The sequence below is a fragment of the Scandinavium tedordense genome (assembly GCF_024764965.1).
GTDB lineage: Bacteria > Pseudomonadota > Gammaproteobacteria > Enterobacterales > Enterobacteriaceae > Scandinavium > Scandinavium tedordense.
Map to the genome: position 1 here is coordinate 152,881 of NZ_JALIGG010000053.1, position 22,649 is coordinate 175,529.

18 protein-coding genes are annotated in these 22,649 nt (G+C 55.0%); 12 read left to right on the plus strand and 6 right to left on the minus strand.

All coding sequences use genetic code 11. The features are described 5' to 3' along the window. Positions 1–120 precede the first annotated feature (120 nt). Complete coding sequence (gene araC, locus MUU46_RS08395; protein ID WP_258965290.1) at positions 121–972, minus strand: arabinose operon transcriptional regulator AraC; 852 nt, start codon at positions 970–972, stop codon at positions 121–123. A gap of 215 nt (positions 973–1,187) precedes the next feature. Between araC and araB the strand changes: the two genes are divergently transcribed. The 6 genes from araB (at position 1,188) to rluA (ending at position 11,338) form a co-directional block, all read left to right on the plus strand. Continuing rightward, positions 1,188–2,894, plus strand: coding sequence for a ribulokinase (araB, locus tag MUU46_RS08400; RefSeq protein ID WP_159760999.1), 1,707 nt, complete (start codon positions 1,188–1,190; stop codon positions 2,892–2,894). Positions 2,895–2,905: 11 nt separating this feature from the next. After that, a complete protein-coding gene (gene araA / locus MUU46_RS08405; protein WP_258965291.1) occupies positions 2,906–4,408 on the plus strand; it encodes an L-arabinose isomerase in 1,503 nt (500 codons plus the stop codon). Positions 4,409–4,501: 93 nt separating this feature from the next. Then, positions 4,502–5,197, plus strand: coding sequence for an L-ribulose-5-phosphate 4-epimerase (gene araD, locus MUU46_RS08410; protein ID WP_258965352.1), 696 nt, complete (start codon positions 4,502–4,504; stop codon positions 5,195–5,197). 75 nt (positions 5,198–5,272) lie between these two features. After that, a complete protein-coding gene (polB, locus tag MUU46_RS08415) occupies positions 5,273–7,630 on the plus strand; it encodes a DNA polymerase II (RefSeq protein ID WP_258965292.1) in 2,358 nt (785 codons plus the stop codon). Positions 7,631–7,761: 131 nt separating this feature from the next. Then, positions 7,762–10,668: an RNA polymerase-associated protein RapA gene (rapA, locus tag MUU46_RS08420; RefSeq protein WP_258965293.1), complete on the plus strand. Its 2,907-nt coding sequence runs from the start codon at positions 7,762–7,764 to the stop codon at positions 10,666–10,668. 10 nt (positions 10,669–10,678) lie between these two features. Continuing rightward, entirely contained in the window at positions 10,679–11,338 is a 660-nt protein-coding gene (rluA, locus tag MUU46_RS08425; protein ID WP_258965294.1) for a bifunctional tRNA pseudouridine(32) synthase/23S rRNA pseudouridine(746) synthase RluA, read from the plus strand. A 129-nt stretch (positions 11,339–11,467) separates the two neighbouring features. Here rluA and djlA read toward each other — a convergent pair whose 3' ends face one another. Further along, positions 11,468–12,286 (minus strand): co-chaperone DjlA, encoded by an 819-nt coding sequence (gene djlA / locus MUU46_RS08430; RefSeq protein ID WP_159760987.1) that lies wholly within the window; start codon positions 12,284–12,286, stop codon positions 11,468–11,470. Between the two features lie 261 nt (positions 12,287–12,547). Here djlA and lptD point away from each other — a divergent pair, with 261 nt between their 5' ends. Genes lptD through apaH form a run of 6 tightly spaced genes read left to right on the plus strand, consistent with a single transcriptional unit; the run spans position 12,548 to position 19,278 of the window. After that, the gene (gene lptD / locus MUU46_RS08435; RefSeq protein WP_258965353.1) at positions 12,548–14,896 is read left to right on the plus strand and encodes an LPS assembly protein LptD; all 2,349 of its coding nucleotides are present in this window, start codon (positions 12,548–12,550) and stop codon (positions 14,894–14,896) included. Between the two features lie 54 nt (positions 14,897–14,950). After that, positions 14,951–16,237 (plus strand): peptidylprolyl isomerase SurA, encoded by a 1,287-nt coding sequence (gene surA, locus MUU46_RS08440; protein ID WP_159760985.1) that lies wholly within the window; start codon positions 14,951–14,953, stop codon positions 16,235–16,237. Then, positions 16,237–17,226, plus strand: a complete 990-nt coding sequence (pdxA, locus tag MUU46_RS08445; RefSeq protein ID WP_258965295.1) for a 4-hydroxythreonine-4-phosphate dehydrogenase PdxA — start codon at positions 16,237–16,239, stop codon at positions 17,224–17,226. Before surA ends, pdxA begins: the two co-directional genes overlap by 1 nt. Next, positions 17,223–18,044, plus strand: a complete 822-nt coding sequence (gene rsmA, locus MUU46_RS08450) for a 16S rRNA (adenine(1518)-N(6)/adenine(1519)-N(6))-dimethyltransferase RsmA (protein WP_159760981.1) — start codon at positions 17,223–17,225, stop codon at positions 18,042–18,044. Before pdxA ends, rsmA begins: the two co-directional genes overlap by 4 nt. 3 nt (positions 18,045–18,047) lie before the next feature. Continuing rightward, entirely contained in the window at positions 18,048–18,425 is a 378-nt protein-coding gene (gene apaG / locus MUU46_RS08455; RefSeq protein ID WP_159760979.1) for a Co2+/Mg2+ efflux facilitator ApaG/CorD, read from the plus strand. Positions 18,426–18,429: 4 nt separating this feature from the next. Continuing rightward, positions 18,430–19,278: a bis(5'-nucleosyl)-tetraphosphatase (symmetrical) ApaH gene (gene apaH, locus MUU46_RS08460; protein ID WP_159760977.1), complete on the plus strand. Its 849-nt coding sequence runs from the start codon at positions 18,430–18,432 to the stop codon at positions 19,276–19,278. 38 nt (positions 19,279–19,316) lie between these two features. On the opposite strand, the gene folA is transcribed toward apaH, so the two are convergent. From folA to MUU46_RS08480, 4 genes are all read right to left on the minus strand, one after another. Beyond that, on the minus strand, positions 19,317–19,796 hold the full coding sequence (gene folA / locus MUU46_RS08465; protein WP_159760975.1) for a type 3 dihydrofolate reductase: 480 nt from the start codon (positions 19,794–19,796) through the stop codon (positions 19,317–19,319). A gap of 112 nt (positions 19,797–19,908) precedes the next feature. Continuing rightward, the gene (kefC, locus tag MUU46_RS08470) at positions 19,909–21,774 is read right to left on the minus strand and encodes a glutathione-regulated potassium-efflux system protein KefC (protein ID WP_258965296.1); all 1,866 of its coding nucleotides are present in this window, start codon (positions 21,772–21,774) and stop codon (positions 19,909–19,911) included. Further along, a complete protein-coding gene (gene kefF / locus MUU46_RS08475) occupies positions 21,767–22,297 on the minus strand; it encodes a glutathione-regulated potassium-efflux system oxidoreductase KefF (RefSeq protein ID WP_159760971.1) in 531 nt (176 codons plus the stop codon). The genes kefC and kefF overlap by 8 nt, the downstream gene beginning before the upstream one ends. Before the next feature lie 82 nt (positions 22,298–22,379). Beyond that, complete coding sequence (locus tag MUU46_RS08480) at positions 22,380–22,613, minus strand: YgdI/YgdR family lipoprotein (RefSeq protein WP_159760969.1); 234 nt, start codon at positions 22,611–22,613, stop codon at positions 22,380–22,382. Between the last annotated feature and the right edge of the window lie 36 nt (positions 22,614–22,649).

Sequence of the window (22,649 nt, forward strand, 5' to 3'; positions counted from 1 at the left end):
GGTACCCGGTAGGAAAACGAAGCAGGGATTCTCCCGAGGGGCACCCACTTCGTCAAGCCGTCAATTGTCTGAATAGTTTACAGGTTATGACCCGCATTCGCGCAAAGGGGTTCACTTTTTTCACACATTGTTTACACCAGCGCGAAACTCGCTGGGGCTGGCACCCGTGCACTTCTTGAAAACGCGGGAAAAGTAGAGTTGATCTTCGAAGCCCACATTGCGCCCTACGCTGGCAATCGGCATCCGGGTCGTGCTCAACAACAGCTTCGCCTGGCTGATGCGCTGGTCTTCGCGCCAGCTCAGCACGCTGACGCCCAGCTGCTGGCGGAACAAGTGCGAGAGGCGCGACGGCGACAGACACACATGCTGTGCGACGCTGGCAATGTCAAAGTGGCTGTCCGCCAGATGATCGCTGATGTACTGGCAAGCGTCGCGCACCCGGTGGTCCATCGGCGGATGCAGTGATTCGTTGATCGCCTCCATACGCCGCAGTAGAAGCTGTTCCAGTAGATTAATCGCCAGTAATTCGGAATAGCGTCCTACGCCCTGTCCGGCATCGATTATCTGCCCAAACAGTTCGGCAAATTGCACCTGGTGCGCATCGTCTGGACGATAAAACCCGGTCTGGGCAAACAACGCGGGCCACGCCAGCCATTCGTGCCAGTAAGCGCGTGGACGGAAGTACACCCACTGGTGATACCACTCGCTGGCATCGGGGTGACGGCCGTAGTGATGAATTTCGCCCGGGGGGAACAGCAGAATATCCCCCGTACGGCAAACAAATTGCTGTCCATGATTGTCAATGACCCCCTCTCCCCGCACCGTCAGATTGAGAATATATCCCTTCATGCCAAGTGGTCTATCAATGAAAAAATCAAGATAGCTCTCGGCTTCAATAGGCGTCAGGCCCGTCACTAAATGGGCGTTAAAAGAGTAGCCGGGTAATAGCGGGTCATTCTGGAGTTCAGGCATAAAAATACTCGCTCAGCATGCTCAGCAGGAAATCAATTGTCCATATTGCCAGTGAAGCGAAAAAGGGTGAAATGGCCTGCGAGAATATTTGCACGCCGTCACACTTTGCAATGACACAGCATTATTGTCCATAAGATTAGCGGTTCCCGCCTGACGTTTTTTTTCCCTGATATCTACTGTTTCACCATGTCTGACATTCTTCATGGAGCAACACGATGGCAATAGCAATTGGCCTCGATTTTGGTAGTGATTCAGTGCGAGCGCTGGCGGTGGAATGTGCCACCGGGAAGGAAATCGCCACCAGCGTGGAATGGTATCCGCGCTGGCAGGAAGGTCGCTACTGCGACGCCCCTAATAATCAGTTCCGCCATCATCCACTCGATTACATCGAGTCGATGGAAACTGCGCTGAAAAGCATGCTGGACGAACTCGGATCTCGCCGGGAGGAGGTCGTCGGGATCGGTGTAGACAGCACCGGTTCAACCCCTGCTCCCATTGACGCCGACGGCAATGTACTGGCGCTACGCCCGGAATTCGCCGACAACCCGAATGCCATGTTCGTACTGTGGAAAGATCACACCGCCGTGGAAGAAGCCGAAGCCATCACCCTCCTGTGCCACCAGCCGGGCAATGTCGATTACTCGCGCTACATCGGCGGGATTTACTCCAGCGAATGGTTCTGGGCAAAAATCCTGCATGTAACCCGCGCCGACAGTAGCGTGGCGCAGGCTGCCACCTCCTGGATTGAACTGTGCGATTGGGTGCCTGCCCTGCTTTCCGGCACCACCCGTCCGCAGGATATTCGTCGCGGGCGCTGTAGTGCCGGACACAAATCCCTGTGGCATGAAAGCTGGAACGGCCTGCCGCCAGCCAGCTTCTTTGATGCGCTTGATCCGCTGCTCAATCAGCATCTCGATTACCCGCTTTTTACCGACACCTGGACTGCCGATATCCCGGTGGGCACGCTTAGTGCCGACTGGGCACAGCGCCTGGGTTTAGCGGAAAGTGTGGTCATTTCCGGCGGCGCGTTTGACTGCCATATGGGTGCCGTAGGTGCCGGTGCACAGCCAAATACGCTGGTCAAAGTCATTGGCACCTCAACCTGCGATATTCTGATCGCCGACAAATCCAGCGTCGGTGACCGCACCGTGCAGGGTATTTGCGGTCAGGTGGACGGCAGCGTGACGCCAGACTTCATCGGGATGGAAGCCGGGCAGTCTGCCTTTGGCGATATCTACGCCTGGTTTGGCCGCATTCTCGGCTGGCCGCTGGAGCAGCTCGCAGCTCAGCATCCTGAACTGAAAGAGCAAATTAAAGCCAGTCAGAAACAGCTTCTGCCTGCGCTGACCGCCGCTTGGGCGCAAAAGCCTTCTCTCGAACATCTGCCGGTCGTCCTCGACTGGTTTAACGGCCGACGCACGCCGAATGCGAATCAGCGTCTGAAAGGCGTCATTACTGACCTGAACCTGGCGACGGACGCGCCGGCGCTGTTCGGTGGCTTGGTCGCCGCCACCGCCTTTGGCGCGCGCGCAATTATGGAGTGCTTCACCTCTCAGGGCATTCCGGTGAACAACGTGATGGCGCTGGGGGGTATCGCCCGTAAAAACGTCGACATCATGCAGGCCTGCTGCGACGTGCTCAATCGCCCACTGCAAATCGTCGCCTCTGACCAGTGCTGCGCGCTGGGAGCCGCCATTTTTGCCGCCGTGGCCGCTGGCGTTCACACCGATATTCCACAAGCGCAGCAGCAAATGGCCAGTCGCGTCGAGCACACGCTCGAACCTCGCCCTGCTCAGGCACAGCGCTTTGAACAGCTTTATCAGCGCTACCAGCAATGGGCGAAAAGCGCCGAACAACACTATCTCCCTTCTGCGGCCCCGACGGAAAGCAAGCCGGTGGTTCAGGCAGCAATGACTCATTAAGGAAATTGGAAATGACGATTTTTAACAACTATGAAGTGTGGTTTGTGATTGGCAGCCAGCACCTGTATGGCCCGGAAACTCTGCGTCAGGTGACGCAACATGCGGAACACGTCGTTAATGCCCTGAATGCCGAAGCCAAACTGCCGTGCAAGCTGGTGCTGAAACCGCTTGGCACCACGCCGGACGAAATTTCCGCTATCTGTCGTGATGCCAACTACGACGATAAATGCGCCGGTATGGTGGTGTGGCTGCATACCTTCTCTCCGGCCAAAATGTGGATCAATGGCCTGACAATCCTCAACAAACCGCTGCTGCAATTCCATACCCAGTTCAACGCGGCCCTGCCGTGGGACAGCATCGATATGAACTTTATGAACCTGAACCAGACCGCGCACGGCGGCCGCGAGTTCGGTTTCATCGGCGCGCGGATGCGTCAGCAGCACGGCGTCGTGACCGGTCACTGGCAGGACAAACAGGCGCATCAGCGCATCGGGTCGTGGATGCGTCAGGCGGTATCAAAACAGGATACTCGCCAGCTGAAAGTGGTGCGTTTCGGCGACAACATGCGCGAAGTAGCAGTGACTGACGGCGATAAAGTCGCCGCGCAGATTAAATTCGGCTTCTCCGTCAACACCTGGGCGGTGGGCGATTTAGTGCAGGTTGTCAATGAAATCAGCGACGGTGATATCAGCGCGCTGGTCGACGAATACGAAAGCAGTTATCGCCTGACGGCGGCGGCACAGGTTCACGGTGATAAACGCCAGAACGTACTGGATGCCGCGCGAATTGAACTCGGTATGAAGCGCTTCCTCGAACAGGGAGGCTTCCACGCGTTCACCACCACGTTTGAAGATTTGCACGGGCTGAAACAGCTGCCAGGCCTGGCGGTGCAGCGTCTGATGCAGCAGGGTTACGGCTTTGCGGGCGAAGGTGACTGGAAAACCGCAGCGCTGCTTCGCATCATGAAAGTGATGTCTACTGGCCTGAATGGCGGTACCTCCTTTATGGAGGATTACACCTACCACTTCGACAATGGCAACGATCTGGTGCTGGGCTCGCACATGCTGGAAGTGTGCCCGACGATCGCCACCGCCGAGAAACCGATCCTCGACGTGCAGCATCTGGGCATCGGTGGCAAAGCCGATCCGGCGCGTTTGATCTTCGATACCAAAACAGGTCCGGCGCTGGTCGCTAGCCTTATCGATCTGGGCGATCGTTTCCGCCTGCTGGTGAACACCATTGAAACGGTCCAGACCCCGCAAGACCTGCCGAAACTGCCGGTGGCGAATGCGCTATGGAAAGCTCATCCAGATCTGCAGACCGCGTCCGAAGCGTGGATCGTAGCAGGCGGCGCGCACCACACCGTGTTCAGTCATGCGTTAACCCTGGACGACATGCGCCAGTTCGCCGAGTTGCACAATATTGAGCTGACCGTCATCGACAACGATACGCGCCTGCCAGCCTTCAAAGACGCGCTGCGCTGGAACGAAGTCTATTACGGCTCAAAACGTTAAGCTGAATTGCCTGATGCCGCTTTGCTTATCAGGCCTACGATTGAATGTAGGCCTGATGAGGCATTTATGCCGCCATCAGGCATGGAGATGACTATGTTAGAAGATCTCAAACGTCAGGTACTGGAAGCCAATCTGGCGCTGCCAGAGCACAATCTGGTCACCCTGACCTGGGGCAACGTCAGCGCGGTTGACCGCGAAAGAGGCGTGTTCGTCATTAAACCTTCGGGCGTCGATTACAGCCTGATGACCGCAGACGATATGGTTGTGGTGAGTCTCGCGACGGGTGAAGTGGTCGAAGGCCATAAAAAACCGTCTTCGGACACGCCGACGCACCGTCTGTTGTATCAGGCGTTTCCGAGCATCGGCGGCATTGTTCACACCCATTCTCGCCACGCCACTATCTGGGCGCAGGCGGGTCAGTCGATCCCGGCGACGGGCACCACCCACGCGGACTATTTCTACGGTGCAATTCCCTGCACGCGCAAAATGACTGATGGCGAAATCAACGGTCAGTACGAATGGGAAACGGGCAACGTTATCGTCGAAACCTTCGAAAAACAGGGGATCGATGCCGCACAAATGCCCGGCGTGCTGGTCCATTCCCACGGCCCGTTTGCCTGGGGAAAAAATGCCGAAGATGCCGTGCACAATGCCATCGTGCTCGAAGAAGTCGCTTACATGGGGATTTTCTGTCGCCAGTTAGCGCCACAACTTCCGGATATGCAGCAAACGTTGCTGGATAAACACTACCTGCGCAAGCACGGCGCGAAGGCCTATTACGGGCAGTGACACCTGTATAAAACCACAGCAACTCAAAGCAAACCAGGCTATAATCAGGCCTGGTTTTCTATTTGAGTAGAGCGAGTGACGCAGGCGCGAGAAGGGTTTTTATTAACCCGTCACTGGCGGGATACCCCGCAGGGAACGGAAGTTACGTTCTGGCTGGCAACCGACGACGGTCCGCTGCAGGTGACACTTGCCCCGCAGGAATCGGTCGCATTTATTCCTGAATCACAACGCGCTCAGACCGAACGTGTGCTTCGCCGTGAGCGCGATGCCCGGCTGGCACCTCTCGCATTGAAAGACTTCCATCGCCAGCCGGTATTCGGCCTGTATTGCCGTTCCCATCGACAGCTGATGCGCCTCGAAAAACGACTCCGCGAAGAGGGCATTACCGTTTATGAAGCGGATATCCGTCCACCAGAACGCTATCTGATGGAGCGTTTTATCACCGCTCCGGTCTGGGTGGAAGGTGAGCCTCAGGGTAATGCGCTGACTAACGCACGCTTGAAGCCGAGCCCGCACTATCGTCCACCGCTGAAGTGGGTATCGCTGGATATCGAAACCACGCGCCACGGCGAGCTTTACTGCATTGGCCTTGAAGGTTGCGGTCAACGCGTGGTGTACATGCTGGGGCCTGAAAATGGCGACCCTTCTCAGCTCGATTTTCGGCTGGAGTATGTCGCCAGCCGCCCGCAATTACTCGAGAAGTTGAACGCCTGGTTTGCTGAACACGATCCGGATGTGATCATCGGCTGGAATCTAGTGCAGTTTGACCTCAAAGTCCTGCAAAAACATGCCGAACGTTACCGAATCCCGCTGACACTCGGACGCGGAAACGTTGAGATTGACTGGCGTGAGCACGGTTTTAAGAACGGCGTGTTCTTCGCTCAGGCCAATGGTCGTTTAATTATCGACGGTATCGAAGCGCTGAAATCCGCCTTCTGGAATTTCCCGTCGTATTCGCTGGAGTCCGTATCACGAGAGCTACTCGGTGAAGGCAAGTCTATCGATAATCCGTGGGACCGGATGGACGAAATTGACCGCCGCTTTGCCGAAGATAAGCCCGCACTGGCGAAATATAACCTTAAAGACTGCGAGCTAGTGACGCGCATTTTCCACAAAACGGAGATTATGCCGTTTTTACTGGAACGCGCGACGGTCAATGGCCTGCCTGCCGACCGTCACGGCGGTTCGGTTGCAGCCTTTGGCCACCTCTATTTTCCGCGGATGCACCGGTTGGGCTACGTTGCACCTAATCTCGGTGAAGTGCCACCACAGGCCAGTCCTGGCGGCTACGTCATGGATTCCCGACCCGGGCTTTACGACTCGGTGCTGGTGCTCGATTACAAAAGCCTGTACCCGTCGATTATCCGCACGTTTCTGATTGACCCTGTCGGCTTGGTGGAAGGCATGGCGCAGCCGGACGCCGAACACAGCACCGAGGGCTTTCTTGGCGCGTGGTTCTCCCGCACGCAGAACTGCCTACCGGACATCGTCGGGCAAATCTGGCACGGGCGCGATGAGGCCAAATTACACGGTAATAAACCGCTCTCGCAGGCGCTAAAAATCATCATGAACGCCTTCTATGGTGTGCTCGGCACCAGCGCCTGCCGCTTTTTCGATCCGCGCCTCGCCTCGTCGATAACCATGCGCGGTCATGCGATCATGCGTAAGACCAAAGAGCTCGTTGAATCGCAGGGTTACGACGTGATTTACGGCGATACGGACTCCACCTTTGTGTGGCTGAAACGTGCGCACAACGAGGAAGATGCAGCGAGAATTGGCCGTGAACTGGTTAAATTCGTCAATGCTTGGTGGTCAGCAGAGCTGCAAAAACAGGGGCTGACCAGCGCGATGGAGCTGGAGTTCGAAACCCATTTTTGCCGCTTCCTGATGCCCACCATTCGCGGCACCGAGACGGGCAGTAAAAAACGCTATGCGGGTATGATCCAGACTGGTGATGAACAGAAGATGGTGTTTAAAGGGCTGGAAACGGTGCGAACTGACTGGACCCCGCTGGCGCAACAGTTCCAGCAAACCCTGTTTTTGCGCATTTTTCGAAACGAGCCGTACCAGGATTTTATTCGCGAAACCATCGATAAGCTGATGGCCGGTGAGTTCGATGACAGGCTGGTGTACCGCAAGCAACTCAGGCGTCCGTTGGCGGAATATCAGCGCAACATTCCGCCGCATGTCCGTGCCGCACGGCTTGCCGATGAACATAACGCCAGGCTTGGCCGACCTTTACAATATCAATCTCGTGGCAGCATTAAATATGTCTGGACCACCAGCGGCCCGGAGCCGTTGGCGTATCAGCAGTCGCCGCTGGATTATGAACATTATCTGACTAAACAGTTAGAACCCATTGCTGATGGAATTTTGCCCTTTGTCCATGATGATTTTGCTACACTACTGACAGGACAGTTGGGGTTATTTTGACAGGTGACTAACACCCTGGCTTCCAGTACCATAGCGCCCTTTCCATTCCTGGACCCCAATTTTGACTCTCCGTGGTTTTTTCCGCGGAGGACAATTATTGCCTGCAATTGAAGATATAGAGCCCAAATTATATGCCTTTTACACTTGGTCAACGCTGGATCAGCGATACAGAAAGCGAGTTAGGATTAGGGACAGTCGTAGCGCTGGATGCGCGCATGGTCACACTCCTTTATCCGGCAACGGGTGAAAACCGACTGTACGCCCGCAACGACTCCCCCATCACCCGCGTGATGTTCAATCCAGGCGATACCATTACCAGCCACGATGGCTGGCAGCTGCGCGTTGACGAAGTAAAAGAAGAAAATGGCCTGCTGGCGTACACCGGTACGCGTCTGGACACCGAAGAAGAAGGCGTAGAACTGCGTGAAGTGTTGCTCGACAGCAAACTCATCTTCAGCAAGCCACAAGATCGTCTGTTTGCCGGGCAAATTGACCGTATGGACCGTTTCGCCCTGCGCTACCGTGCGCGTAAGTATCAGAGCGAAGAGTACCGTATGCCGTGGAGCGGCCTGCGCGGTCAGCGTACCAGTCTGATCCCACACCAGCTGCACATTGCCCACGACGTGGGTCGTCGCCACGCACCACGCGTCCTGTTGGCAGATGAAGTGGGTCTTGGTAAAACCATTGAAGCCGGGATGATCCTGCATCAACAGCTGCTGTCCGGTGCAGCCGAACGCGTTCTGGTTATCGTGCCGGAAACCCTGCAACATCAGTGGCTGGTCGAAATGCTGCGCCGCTTCAACCTGCGCTTTGCGCTGTTTGATGATGAGCGTTATGCCGAAGCGCAGCACGACGCGGATAACCCGTTTGAAACCGAACAGCTGGTGATTTGTTCGCTGGATTTCGTGCGCCGCAGCAAGCAGCGCCTGGAACACCTGTGCGACGCCGAGTGGGACATCATGGTGGTGGACGAAGCCCATCACTTGGTCTGGAGCGAAGACGCGCCGAGCCGTGAATATCAGGCCATCGAACAGCTGGCCGAACGCGTGCCGGGCATTCTACTTTTAACCGCGACGCCGGAACAACTGGGCCTCGAAAGCCACTTTGCGCGTCTGCGCCTGCTGGATCCGAACCGCTTCCACGATTTTGAGCAGTTCGTCGAAGAACAGCAGAATTTCCGTCCAGTAGCTGATGCCGTTTCTCTGCTCCTGAGCGGCGAGAAGCTGAATAACGACCAGATGAACGCCCTGAGCGAACTGATGGGCGAGCAGGATATTGAGCCATTGCTTTCGGCGGCGAACAGCAACAGCGATGACGGTGAAAGCGCCCGTCAGGAACTGATCTCGATGCTGATGGACCGCCACGGTACCAGCCGCGTACTGTTCCGTAATACTCGTCACGGCGTGAAAGGTTTCCCGAAACGCGAGCTGCACACCATCAAACTGCCGCTGCCGACGCAGTATCAGACCGCGATTAAAGTGTCCGGCATCATGGGTGCGCGTAAATCCTCAGAAGAACGCGCACGCGACATGCTCTATCCGGAGCAGATTTATCAGGAATTTGAAGGCGATACCGGCACCTGGTGGAACTTCGACCCACGCGTTGAGTGGCTGATGGGCTATCTGACCAGCCACCGCTCACAGAAAGTGCTGGTGATCTGCGCCAAAGCCGCCACTGCGCTTCAGCTGGAGCAAGTGCTGCGCGAGCGCGAAGGCATCCGTGCCGCCGTGTTCCATGAAGGCATGTCGATTGTTGAACGCGATCGGGCCGCCGCCTGGTTTGGCGAAGAAGATACCGGCGCGCAGGTGCTGCTGTGTTCTGAAATCGGCTCCGAAGGCCGTAACTTCCAGTTTGCCAGCCATCTGGTGATGTTCGATTTGCCGTTTAACCCGGATCTGCTGGAACAGCGTATTGGTCGTCTGGATCGTATTGGCCAGGCGCACGATATTCAAATCCACGTACCGTATCTGGAAAAAACCGCGCAGTCGGTGCTTGTGCGCTGGTTCCACGAAGGTCTGGACGCGTTCGAACATACCTGCCCGACCGGCCGCACTATTTACGACAACGTGCATCCGCAGCTGATTGAATACCTTGCGGCACCGGAAAATACCGATGGATTCGATGCGCTGATCAAAACCTGTCGCGAACAGCACGATGCGCTGAAAGCACAGCTTGAGCAGGGCCGTGACCGTCTGCTGGAGATCAACTCCAACGGCGGTGAAAAAGCGCAGGCACTGGCAGAAAGCATTGAAGAGCAAGATGACGACACCGGGCTTATCAGCTTCACGATGAACCTGTTCGACATTATCGGCATTAACCAGGATGACCGCGGTGAAAACCTGATCGTCCTGACGCCTGGCGATCATATGCTGGTTCCTGATTTCCCTGGCCTGCCAGAAGATGGCTGCACCGTAACCTTTGAGCGTGACGTGGCGCTGTCCCGCGAAGATGCGCAGTTCCTGACCTGGGAACATCCGCTGATCCGCAACGGTCTGGATCTGATTCTGTCCGGCGATACCGGCAGCAGCACCATTTCACTGTTGAAAAACAAAGCATTACCGGTTGGCACCCTGCTGCTCGAGCTGATTTATGTGGTTGAAGCGCAGGCACCGAAGCAGCTTCAGCTGCACCGTTTCCTGCCTGCAACGCCGGTCCGTATGCTTGTCGATAAAAACGGCAACAACCTTGCGGCGCAGGTCGAGTTTGAAACCTTTAACCGTCAACTCAGCGCCGTTAACCGTCACACAGGCAGCAAGCTGGTTAACGCCGTGCAGCAAGACGTCCACGCCATTCTGCAGCAGGGCGAAGCTCAAGTAGAAAAAGTGGCGAAGGCGCTGATAGAAGCGGCTCGTCAGGAAGCGGACGATAAGCTGAGCGCCGAGCTGTCGCGTCTGGAAGCGCTGAAGGCCGTCAATCCGAACATCCGTGATGACGAGCTGGAAGCGATTGAAAGCAATCGTCAGCAGGTAATGGAAGCCTTGGCGCAGGCCGGCTGGCGTCTCGATGCGCTGCGACTGATCGTCGTTACGCATCAGTAAGGAAAAAAGTATGGTACTGGAGTCCTACAATCCGCCACAGGATCCGTGGCTGGTGGTGCTCTATCAGGATGAGCACATCATGGTGGTCAACAAGCCCAGTGGCCTGTTGTCCGTCCCCGGCCGCCTGGACAGTCATAAAGATAGCGTGATGACGCGCGTGCAGCGTGATTTTCCGCAGGCTGAGTCGGTGCATCGTCTCGATATGGCGACCAGCGGCGTGATTGTTGTGGCTCTGACCAAAGCGGCGGAACGGGAGCTGAAACGCCAGTTCCGCGAGCGTGAACCGAAAAAGCAGTATCTGGCCCGCGTGTGGGGACATCCGGAAAAAGCCGAAGGGATGGTGGATTTACCTCTGATCTGCGACTGGCCGAACCGTCCAAAGCAAAAGGTCTGTTTCGAGACAGGCAAATCGGCGCAAACCGAATTTGAAGTGCTGGAGTTCGCCGATGACAACACCGCGCGGGTGCTGCTTAAGCCTATTACCGGCCGCTCGCATCAGTTGCGCGTGCATATGCAGGCGCTGGGGCATCCGATTCTGGGCGATCGTTTCTACGCCACGCCAGAAGCGCTGGCAATGGCACCTCGCCTTCTACTGCACGCAGAAATGCTGACCATTACCCATCCGCAGTTTGGCAATAGTATGACGTTTAAAGCACCCGTCGATTTTTGATTGGGGATGAGGCCGTCGGTGGCGTAGCCAGTCTGGACACGGACAGCGCACAATCACAGGAGCGTACATGAAGTACGTGACTGTGATGAGCACTGCCCTGATTCAAAATGGCAAGTAAACCAAGTCGATTTACTTAAAGCCTTTCTGTTCTTTGACGAGCTCATAAGCCCGTTGAATTTCTTGCGCTTTTTGCTTCGCCATTTCCATCATTTCCGGCGGTAAACCTTTCGCCACCAGCTTATCCGGGTGATGTTCGCTCATCAGCTTGCGATAGGCGCGCTTAATGGTTGTCGCATCATCCGTCGATTTCACACCGAGCACGTTACACGCATCTTCAAGCGTAGGGCCACGCTGCGCCTGCTGCCAGCCACCGCCGGACTGCGATTGCTGCTGATAGCCGCCACCGAACTGTGCGCCGCCCTGCATCATGCGCAGGAACTGTTCAAACTGGGCGCGCGAGATACCGAGTTCATCAGCAATGACAAACAGCACTTCACGTTCGTTAGGGTGCAATGAGCCATCGGCAAACGCGGCCTGAATCTGAATTTCCAGAAACATCCTAATCAAATCGAAGCGACCAAAACAGACACCACGGAATGCACGCATCTTTTCGCGCAGCGGGTAATTATCCGCTTTACCGACGCGGAAAGCCTGCTGCGCCGCGGTACGGGACTCGCCGTGAAGATTCATGCGGTCCATCAGAATACTGGCCACGTGAATATCCGCTTCGGTCACGCGACCTTTCGATTTGGTCAAATGCCCCATCACCTCAAAGGTGGTGGCAAAGAACAGCGACTGGCGCTCTTGCTGGTTAGCAAACAAATTGAGTCTGCGGCTACGCGCCTTATCAAACATGTGGCCAATCAGCAGTCCAAGCACCGCTCCCCAGAATCCGCCACCCATCATAAGTGCGACGGCCACACCAATCACTTTACCCCAATACTGCATAGACTCCCCGGATAGTCATAATCATCATGTCGCAGGTAATGGCTTCCGCCTTGATAAAAGGCGATTTTCACAGCGATGACCTGATGGTCAGTGCAGGACATAACCTATAATTTGCTTTATCATACTCGCCATTCAACACAGTGCCTAACGCCACTGGCTCGAAGCGGCAGGATTAACACTGGCGCGTGACCGATGAGTACGTTAGTCTCTGACCGTTTGCAAGCCGCGAAGCCACAGATGACGGAACAACAAATAAAACGTATGAAAAAACGTATTCCCACCCTTCTGGCAACCCTGATCGCCAGCGCCCTGTACAGTCAACAGGGTGCGGCGGCCGACCTCGCATCACAATGTATGCTGGGGGTACCAAGCTATACCCGTCCGCTGGTTCAGGGGGATACTAATAGCCTGCCTGTCACCATCAATGCCGATCATGCCAAGGGTAATTACCCTGATGATGCCGTATTTACCGGCAATGTCGATATTAATCAGGCGAACAGTCGATTACAGGCAGACGAAGTGCAATTGCACCAGAAGCAGGCGCCTGGACAGGCGGATCCGGTTCGCACCGTAGATGCTTTGGGCAATGTACACTATGACGATAATCAGGTGATCCTGAAAGGTCCTAAAGCCTGGTCAAATCTGAATACCAAAGATACCAACGTCTGGAAAGGCGACTATCAAATGGTCGACCGTCAAGGCCGTGGTACTGCTGACGTCATGAAACAGCGTGGCGAAAACCGGTACACCATTCTCGATAACGGAACCTTTACGTCCTGTTTGCCAGGTTCGAACACCTGGAGCGTGGTCGGGAGCGAAGTGATTCAGGACCGCCAGGAGCAGGTGGCCGAAATCTGGAACGCCCGCTTTAAAATCGGCCCAGTGCCGGTGTTTTATAGCCCTTATTTGCAGCTGCCGATTGGTGACAAACGCCGTTCAGGTTTCCTGATCCCGAATGCCAAATACAGCAGTAATAACGGTACGGAAATCTACCTGCCGTACTACTGGAACATCGCGCCGAACTTCGATGCCACCATTACGCCGCACTATATGGAAAAACGTGGCGGATTGATGTGGGAGAACGAATTCCGCTACCTGACCAAAGCTGGCGCCGGACTGTTTGAATTCGACTATTTGAATAAAGATAAAGTCTACGAAGACGAACACCCTGAAGACGATAATAGCCGTCGCTGGCTCTTCTACTGGCGACATGCCGGGGTGATGGACCAGGTGTGGCGCTTCAATGTCGACTACACCAAAGTCAGCGATCCGAACTACTTCAACGACTTCGATTCCAAATACGGTTCCAGTACCGATGGTTACGCCACGCAGAAATTCAGCGTTGGCTATGCCGTTGAGAACTTTAACGCCACCGTATCCAGCAAGCAGTTCCAGGTCTTTGATACAGAAAACTCGAATTCCTATTCTGCACAGCCGCAGCTGGACGTTAACTTCTACCAAAATGATGTTGGGCCGTTCGACACTCATGTCTACGGTCAGGTCGTGCATTTCAAAAACACCAATGACAACATGCCAGAAGCGACGCGTGTACACATTGAACCGACAATCGATTTACCACTGTCGAACGGTTGGGGAAGTATTGATACCCAAGCCAAGTTGATGGCGACACATTACCAGCAGGATGACGTCGACTGGTACAACACCCGTTATGGCACGAATCTGAAAGAAAACGTTAACCGCGTACTGCCGCAGTTTAAAATTGACGGCAAAATGGTCTTTGAGCGCGATATGGACTGGTCACAGGGCTATACCCAGACCCTCGAACCGCGCGTGCAGTACCTGTACGTACCGTACAAAGACCAAAGCGACATCATGTCCTACGACTCCACCTTGCTGCAATCGGACTATAGCGGCCTGTTCCGCGACCGTACCTATAGCGGCCTGGACCGGATCTCGTCGGCTAACCAGGTGACGACCGGCCTCACCTCTCGCGTTTATGATGAAAATGCCGTTGAACGTTTTAACGTTTCTGTGGGTCAAATCTACTACTTCACCCCGTCTCGTACCGGTGATGAAACGCAAGAATGGTCACAGAGCGATCAGAAAGGCTCGCTGGTCTGGGCCGGAGATACCTATTGGCGCATGAGCGATCAATGGGGCCTGCGCGGCGGTATTCAGTACGATACACGTCTGGATAACGTTGCCACCGGCAATGGCACTGTAGAGTATCGTCGCGATGAAAACCGCTTAGTCCAGTTGAACTACCGTTACGCCAGCCCGGAGTATATTCAGGCGACACTGCCTTCCTTCTCCACGGCACAGCAGTATAAAGACGGGATTTCCCAGGTGGGCATGACGGCAAGCTGGCCGGTCGTTGACCGTTGGTCTGTCGTTGGCGCGTATTACTACGACACCAACGCCAACAAACCAGCGGATCAGATGATAGCCGTACAATATAACTCCTGTTGTTATGCTATCCGTCTCGGCTATGAGCGTAAGCTCAACGGTTGGGATCCTAACAATGTCCAGGGTGTGTACGACAACGTCGTCGGCTTCAATATCGAACTGCGTGGCCTGAGTTCCAACTACGGTCTTGGCACACAGCAGATGTTGCGCTCGACAATTATGCCGTACCAAAGCTCTTTGTAACGCCACGGCTTAGAAACGTAATCCGCCTTTGCGGTTAATTGAAATGGAAAGAGTATGAAGAACTGGAAAACGCTGCTTCTCGGTATCGCCATGGTTGCGAATACCAGTTTCGCCGCCCCGCAGGTTGTCGATAAGGTAGCAGCTGTCGTAAATAACGGCGTTGTACTGGAAAGCGATGTCGATAATTTGATGCAGTCCGTAAAAGGAAATGCAGGCCAGGCCGGACAACAATTACCGGATGACGCAACGCTGCGTCACCAGATTCTGGAACGTCTGATCATGGACCAGATTGTCCTGCAGATGGGCCAGAAAATGGGCGTAAAAGTCACTGACGCACAGCTCGATCAGGCCATCGCCAACATCGCCAAGCAAAACAATATGTCGATGGATCAGATGCGTAGCCGTCTGGCCTACGATGGTATGAACTACAGCACCTATCGCGCGCAGATCCGCAAAGAGATGACTATCTCTGAAGTGCGTAATAACGAAGTTCGTCGTCGTATTACCGTACTGCCGCAGGAAGTTGATTCATTGGCTTCACAGATTGGCAATCAGAACGATGCCAGCACTGAGCTGAATCTGAGCCACATCCTGATCCCACTGCCGGAAAACCCAAGTTCTGACCAGGTTAACGAAGCGGAAGCTCAGGCGCGCTCTGTTGTCGATCAGGCAAACAAAGGCGCTGACTTCGGTAAACTCGCTATCACTTACTCCGCTGACCAACAGGCGCTGAAAGGTGGCCAGATGGGCTGGGGACGTATTCAGGAACTGCCGTCAATCTTCGCACAGGCCCTGAGCACCGCGAAAAAAGGCGATGTGATTGGTCCGATCCGTTCCGGTGTGGGCTTCCACATCATCAAAGTGAACGATCTGCGCGGTCAGAGCCAGAGCATTTCTGTGACCGAGGTTCATTCTCGTCACATCCTGCTGAAACCATCGCCAATCATGACTGACGATCAGGCTCGTGCGAAACTGGAAGCCGTGGCTGCGGACATTAAGAGTGGTAAAACCACCTTTGATAAAGCGGCGAAAGAACTGTCTCAGGACCCAGGTTCTGCAAACCAGGGCGGTGATTTAGGTTGGGGCACTCCGGACATGTACGATCCTGCATTCCGTGATGCACTGATGAAACTGAGCAAAGGTGAGCTCAGCGCGCCGGTTCACTCCTCGTTCGGCTGGCACCTGATTCAACTGCTGGATACCCGCAACGTGGACCGCACCGATGCAGCACAGAAAGACAAGGCTTACCGCATGCTGATGAACCGTAAGTTTGCTGAAGAAGCTGCAACCTGGATGCAGGAACAACGTGCCAGCGCGTACGTCAAAATTCTGAGCAACTGATGACACAGCCCCAGCGTGTGGTTATCACTCCCGGCGAACCCGCCGGGATTGGCCCAGACCTCGTGGTTCAACTGGCACAGTGTGACTGGCCTGTTGAACTGGTGGTTTGCGCCGATGAAACGCTTCTGACAGACCGGGCAGCAATGCTCGGTTTGCCGTTAACGCTCCTGCCCTACGATGCCGCTCTGGCACCTGTGCCGCAAAAAGCCGGTACGCTGACTCTCCTTCCCGTTCCCCTTCAGGCTCCCGTTACACCTGGCACACTAAACGTGCTGAACGGTCCTTATGTGGTGGAAACCCTGGCGCGCGCCTGCGATGGCAGTACTGAAGGTGAGTTTGCGGCCCTGATTACCGGGCCGGTACAAAAGAGCATCATCAACGATGCCGGGATTGCGTTTACCGGACACACCGAATTCTTCGAAGAGCGTTCTCACACTGCAAAAGTGGTGATGATGCTGGCGACAGAAGAACTGCGTGTCGCACTCGCCACTACCCATCTGCCGCTTAAAGCCATCAGCGATGCGATTACGACAGATGTCCTGCGCGACGTGATTACCATTCTTGATACCGACCTGCGCACGAAGTTTGGCATTGCCAGGCCGCATATCCTGGTGTGTGGGCTGAACCCGCATGCCGGTGAAGGCGGGCATATGGGGATGGAAGAAATAGACACCATCATTCCGGTGCTCGAAGAAATGCGCGCGAAGGGCATGAATCTGAGTGGGCCGCTGCCCGCAGATACCCTGTTTCAGCCAAAATATCTCGACAATGCCGACGCAGTACTCGCGATGTACCACGATCAGGGCCTGCCCGTGCTAAAATACCAGGGTTTCGGCCGTGCCGTGAATATCACGCTCGGTTTACCTTTTATCCGTACGTCCGTTGACCACGGCACCGCGCTAGAACTGGCGGGTCAGGGGAAAGCAAACGTCGGCAGTTTTATTACGGCGCTTAATCTCGCCATCAAAATGATCAGTAACTCTCAATGAATAATCGAGTCCATCAGGGCCACTTAGCCCGAAAACGCTTCGGGCAAAACTTCCTCAACGATCAGTTTGTCATCGACAGCATCGTTTCGGCCATCAACCCGCAGAAAGATCAGGCCATTGTTGAAATCGGCCCGGGTCTTGCCGCATTGACCGAGCCGGTTGGCGAACGTCTGGATAAACTGACCGTCATCGAACTGGACCGTGATCTGGCTGCACGCCTGCAAACGCACCCGTTCCTTGGACCAAAGCTGACCATTTTTCAGCAAGATGCGATGACCATGAACTTCGGCGAGCTGTCGAAAGAAATGGGCCAGCCGCTACGCGTATTCGGTAACCTGCCGTACAACATCTCTACCCCGCTGATGTTCCACCTGTTTAGCTATACTGATGCCATTGCCGACATGCACTTCATGCTGCAAAAAGAAGTGGTAAACCGTCTGGTTGCAGGGCCAAACAGTAAGGCGTATGGTCGTTTAAGCGTCATGGCGCAATACTACTGCCAGATTATCCCTGTGCTGGAAGTGCCGCCAACCGCCTTTACGCCGCCGCCAAAAGTGGATTCTGCCGTTGTTCGCCTGGTGCCTTACACCACGCTACCGCATCCGGTTAAAGAGGTTCGTGTGTTAAGCCGAATTACCACCGAAGCGTTCAACCAGCGTCGTAAGACGATCCGCAACAGCCTCGGCAATATCTTCTCTGTCGAATTGCTGATCGAGCTTGGCGTTGACCCGGCGATGCGTGCAGAAAATATCTCTGTGGCCCAGTACTGCCGCCTGGCAAACTGGCTGTCAGAAAATGCGCCCCAGAAGGAGAGCTAAACCATGATCAATTCGCCCCGCGTCTGTGTCCAGGTACAAAGCGTCTACATTGAGTCCCAGTCCTCACCGGACGATGAACGCTATGTTTTTGCTTATACGGTCACGATTCGTAATCTGGGGCGAGGATCGGTGCAGCTGCTTGGGCGCTACTGGTTGATTACTAACGGCCACGGTCGTGAAACCGAGGTTCAGGGTGAAGGTGTAATCGGCGTTCAGCCGCACATTGATCCGGGTAACGAATATCAGTACACCAGCGGTGCCGTGCTGGAAACACCACTCGGCACCATGCAGGGTCACTATGACATGATCGATGCTGACGGTAATCCGTTCAGCATTGATATTCCCGTTTTCCGTCTGGCCGTGCCAGCTCTCATCCATTGATAAAATGAGCACATACCTTATTGGCGACGTTCACGGCTGCTACGATGAACTGATCGCGTTATTAAAGCAGGTTGAATTTACTCCCGGACGAGACACGCTGTGGCTGACAGGCGATCTGGTGGCCCGCGGCCCCGCATCGCTCGACGTGCTGCGCTACGTGAAATCTCTGGGTGATAGCGTGCGTATGGTGCTCGGCAATCACGATCTGCATCTGCTGGCGGTGTTCGCCGGGATCAGTCGCAACAAGCCGAAAGACCGACTCACGCCGCTGCTGGAAGCGCCGGATGCTGACGAACTGCTGAACTGGCTACGCCGTCAGCCGCTGCTGCAAGTTGATAAAGAGAAGAAACTGGTGATGGCCCATGCCGGGATCACTCCGCAGTGGGATCTTGATACTGCTGAGCTTTGCGCCCGCGACGTTGAAGCGGTGCTGTGCAGCGACTCCTACCCGTTCTTCCTTGACGCCATGTATGGCGATTTGCCAAACCATTGGTCGCCAGAGCTGACGGGTCTTGCGCGTCTGCGCTTTATCACCAATGCCTTTACGCGGATGCGCTACTGCTTCCCGAACGGTCAACTCGATATGTACACCAAAGAGTCTCCGGAAAACGCGCCTGCGCCGCTAAAACCGTGGTTTGCCATTCCTGGCCCCGTTACTGAAGAGTACAGTGTCATTTTTGGCCACTGGGCTTCGCTGGAAGGCAAAGGGACCCCGGAAGGGATTTACGGTCTGGATACCGGATGCTGCTGGGGTGGGGATTTAACGTGTCTGCGCTGGGAAGATAAGAAGTATTTTGTGCAGCCGTCTAATCGTCATCTCGATCTCGGCGAAGAAGAAGCCGTCGCGTCTTAATATTATCCCCTCGGACCACAAGGACGAGGGGATAAACATTAGCGACGTTCTAAAATCTCAAAGCAATAGCTGTGCGAGTTCTGCTCGTCGGCATCATGAAACTCACTGAACGTAGATTCCCAATGATCCGGATCGTAATCCGGGAAATGGGTATCTCCCTCCACTTCAGCATCAATGTGTGTCAGGTACAGACGCTGTGCGCGCGGCAGGAACTGCTCGTACACACGGCCTCCACCGATCACCATGATCTCTTCTGCATCACCGCAGGCAGCAATGGCGTCATCTACCGACTTTACCCACTCAACACGATCGTCAGTGCCCGGCTGGCTGCTAATGACGATGTTTTTACGGCCCGGCAACGGACGACCGATGGATTCCCAGGTCAGGCGACCCATCACCACAGGTTTGTTGAGTGTGGTACGTTTAAACCAGGCGAGATCGGCAGGCAGGTTCCAGGGCATGGCGTTTTCCATGCCGATAACGCGATCCACCGCTAACGCCGCAATCAGACTGATCATTGAAATATCCCGGATGTAAAAATTGCCGCCACTATACGGAAAGCTTAATCTTTCGTCGACAATAGGGAGAGTAAAGAAGACGAAATATTTTCGCCTTCTCACTAAGTGCCCGTTATACCGATGGTTTCGCCTCTGGCTCGTCAGCCGGATTACCGGTGTGCTTTCCTTCCTCGGTTCCCTGCCAGCCATGACGCTGAATGATCGACATGTTACTGCGGTCTTCGTTGATGATATCGGCCAACATCGCACTGGTGCGTTTGAACGCTGCGGCGAAGGATGCATCGTCTTCATCCGCCATCTCGACCATCTCTTCTATCATTCGCACATTGAAACGGCGGAACACATCCGCGCGCTCGCGGGCTTCATAAGCGCCAAGCCCCAACGCTTCCAGCGCCATGCGACCTGACTTCAAAGCGCCTTCAAACGTTTCACGCTCCGGCGCTTCGATACCCGCCTGGCGCAACTGAATGTAGTGATCTATATCGCGGGCGCGGGCGATAATCCGCAGATGCGGAAAATGCTCTTTCGCCAGTTCCGTCAGTTCGAGGTTAGTTTTCGGATCGTCAATGCCGTTGATCAGCACTTCCGCCCGGGCCGCACCGGCTGACTCAAGCATATCGACCCGCGTCGCGTCGCCGTAAAACACCTTCATATCGAATTTACGCAGCGTATCGACGTGGTCCGGATCGTGATCGAGAATGACCATTTTAACGCCGCTCGACAACAGCAGACGGCCTGTTATCTGACCAAAACGACCAAACCCGGCGATAATCACCCGCGGCTGCTCTTCATCAATTTCATCCGCCTCGCGATCGTCCCCGCCTTTAGCCTTCTCCATGCGTGACAACAGCACCAGTAAAATCGGCGTGGCCGCCATCGACAACGCCACCGTCAGGGTCAACGCTTTAGCCCATTCTGGGTCCAGCACTTTCGCCATCTGCGCCGCACCAAACACCACAAACGCAAACTCACTACCCTGTCCTAATAACGCTGCAAACCAAAGGCGCTGGGCTTTCGGCACGCCAAGCGGGCGCGCGATCAGCCACAGCATCACCGCTTTAATGATAAGGAATCCTGCCAGCAAAATCAGAATACGTAGCGGATGGGTCACCAGGGTTCCGAAGTCGATAGACATGCCGACGCCGATGAAGAACAGCCCCAACAGCAGGCCTTTAAACGGTTCGATATCACTTTCCAGCGCATGGCGATATTCCGAACTCGCCAGCAACACGCCGGCCAGAAATGCGCCCATCGCCATCGATAAGCCCACTTCTTCGAGCAGCAATCCAAAACCGAAAACCAGGAACAGCGCGACGGCGCTGAATACTTCGCGCAGGCCTGATCGCGCGACAAAACGCAGTACCGGTCGCGTAACGTAGCGCCCGAGTAAAATCACCAGCACCAGCACTCCGGCGACTTTCAGGGCGGAAAGCCCAAAAACCGCGAGCGTGGTAGTCGCCCCGCTGGAGGCCAGCAGAGGGATCATCGCCACGAGCGGAATCGCCGCGATATCCTGAAACAGCAGCACCGCAAACGTACTGCGGCCAAGCTGAGAGACAGTCAGATTACGTTCGCTCATCGCCTGCATGGCGATAGCCGTGGAAGAGAGCGCCAGCGTCAGGCCGATAAGTTCGGCCACTTTCCAGTCAAGACCGAGCAGCATGCAGAAACCACCGATCAGTACGCCACACGCCACCATTTGCAGCGCTCCGCCGCCGAATACCGAGGCGCGAAGCTTCCATAAACGCTGCGGATCGAGCTCAAGGCCAATGACAAACAACATCAGCACCACGCCGATTTCAGCGAAGTGCAGAATAGCCTCGGCATCCGTCACCAGCCGCAAACCCCACGGCCCAATGATGCAGCCTGCGATCAGGTATCCGAGCACGGAACCTAATCCCAGACGCACCGCAATCGGCACGATAAGCGCCGCCGAACCGAGGTAAATCAGGGCCTGAATCAGCGTATGGCTATCCATGATGCACCTCCTGCCACTCGAGCAGACGCTGTTTGTAATGCCGGGCCTCGGCGACAAGCGTTTCATCATCGCAGATAAAGGTGCAATGCATGGCGAACGGAGGCAGCCAGTTCAGGCCACAATATAACGCCGTCGCCTGTAATGGCTGCGCCAGCACGTCAAAACCGGGGAAACTGCCAATCGCGAAATGATCATCTCCGCCACCGGTAGTCACCGCCCACAACAGGCTTTTACCGTGCAGCGCTTTTCCGCCGTGCCCGTAGGCCCAGCCATGAGACAGGACTTTATCAATCCAGAGTTTGAGGAGCGGCGGCACGCTGTACCACTGCATGGGATGTTGCCAGATGACCAAGTCGGCGCGGGAAAGCGCCTCTTGCTCAGCGGCAATATCGATATTGAAATCGGGATAGAGGTGATACAGAGAGCGAATTTCTACGCCGTCAATTTCCCTTGCCTGCTCAAGCATCCGCTTATTCGCATGAGAATGCTGCGGATAAGGATGCGCATAAATAATCAGAATCATCGGTTAGCCTGTTGTCTATTTCACTGCTTTATCAGCAAAGTGTAGTCATTCAACAGACAGGCTAACAGCGAAGATTGCTGAACTAGTTGTCCAGTTCGCCCATCGATTTAACCTGGTCGCGGTTAATTTGCTCGGTCTTACCGGTTTCGGCATTTTTGTAGGAAACCAGACCGGTGTCGCTATCCACTTCTGGCTTACCGTCGGTGACGATGGTTTTACCGTCGGTCGTTTTCAGCGTCTGGTTTGAGGAACAACCCGCGACGGTAAACAGGGCAGCTGCGGCAAAAATAGAAGAAATGAGAAGGTTATTACGCATGGTGTTCTCCCGTGCTCTTACGTTATGAAAGGTTAT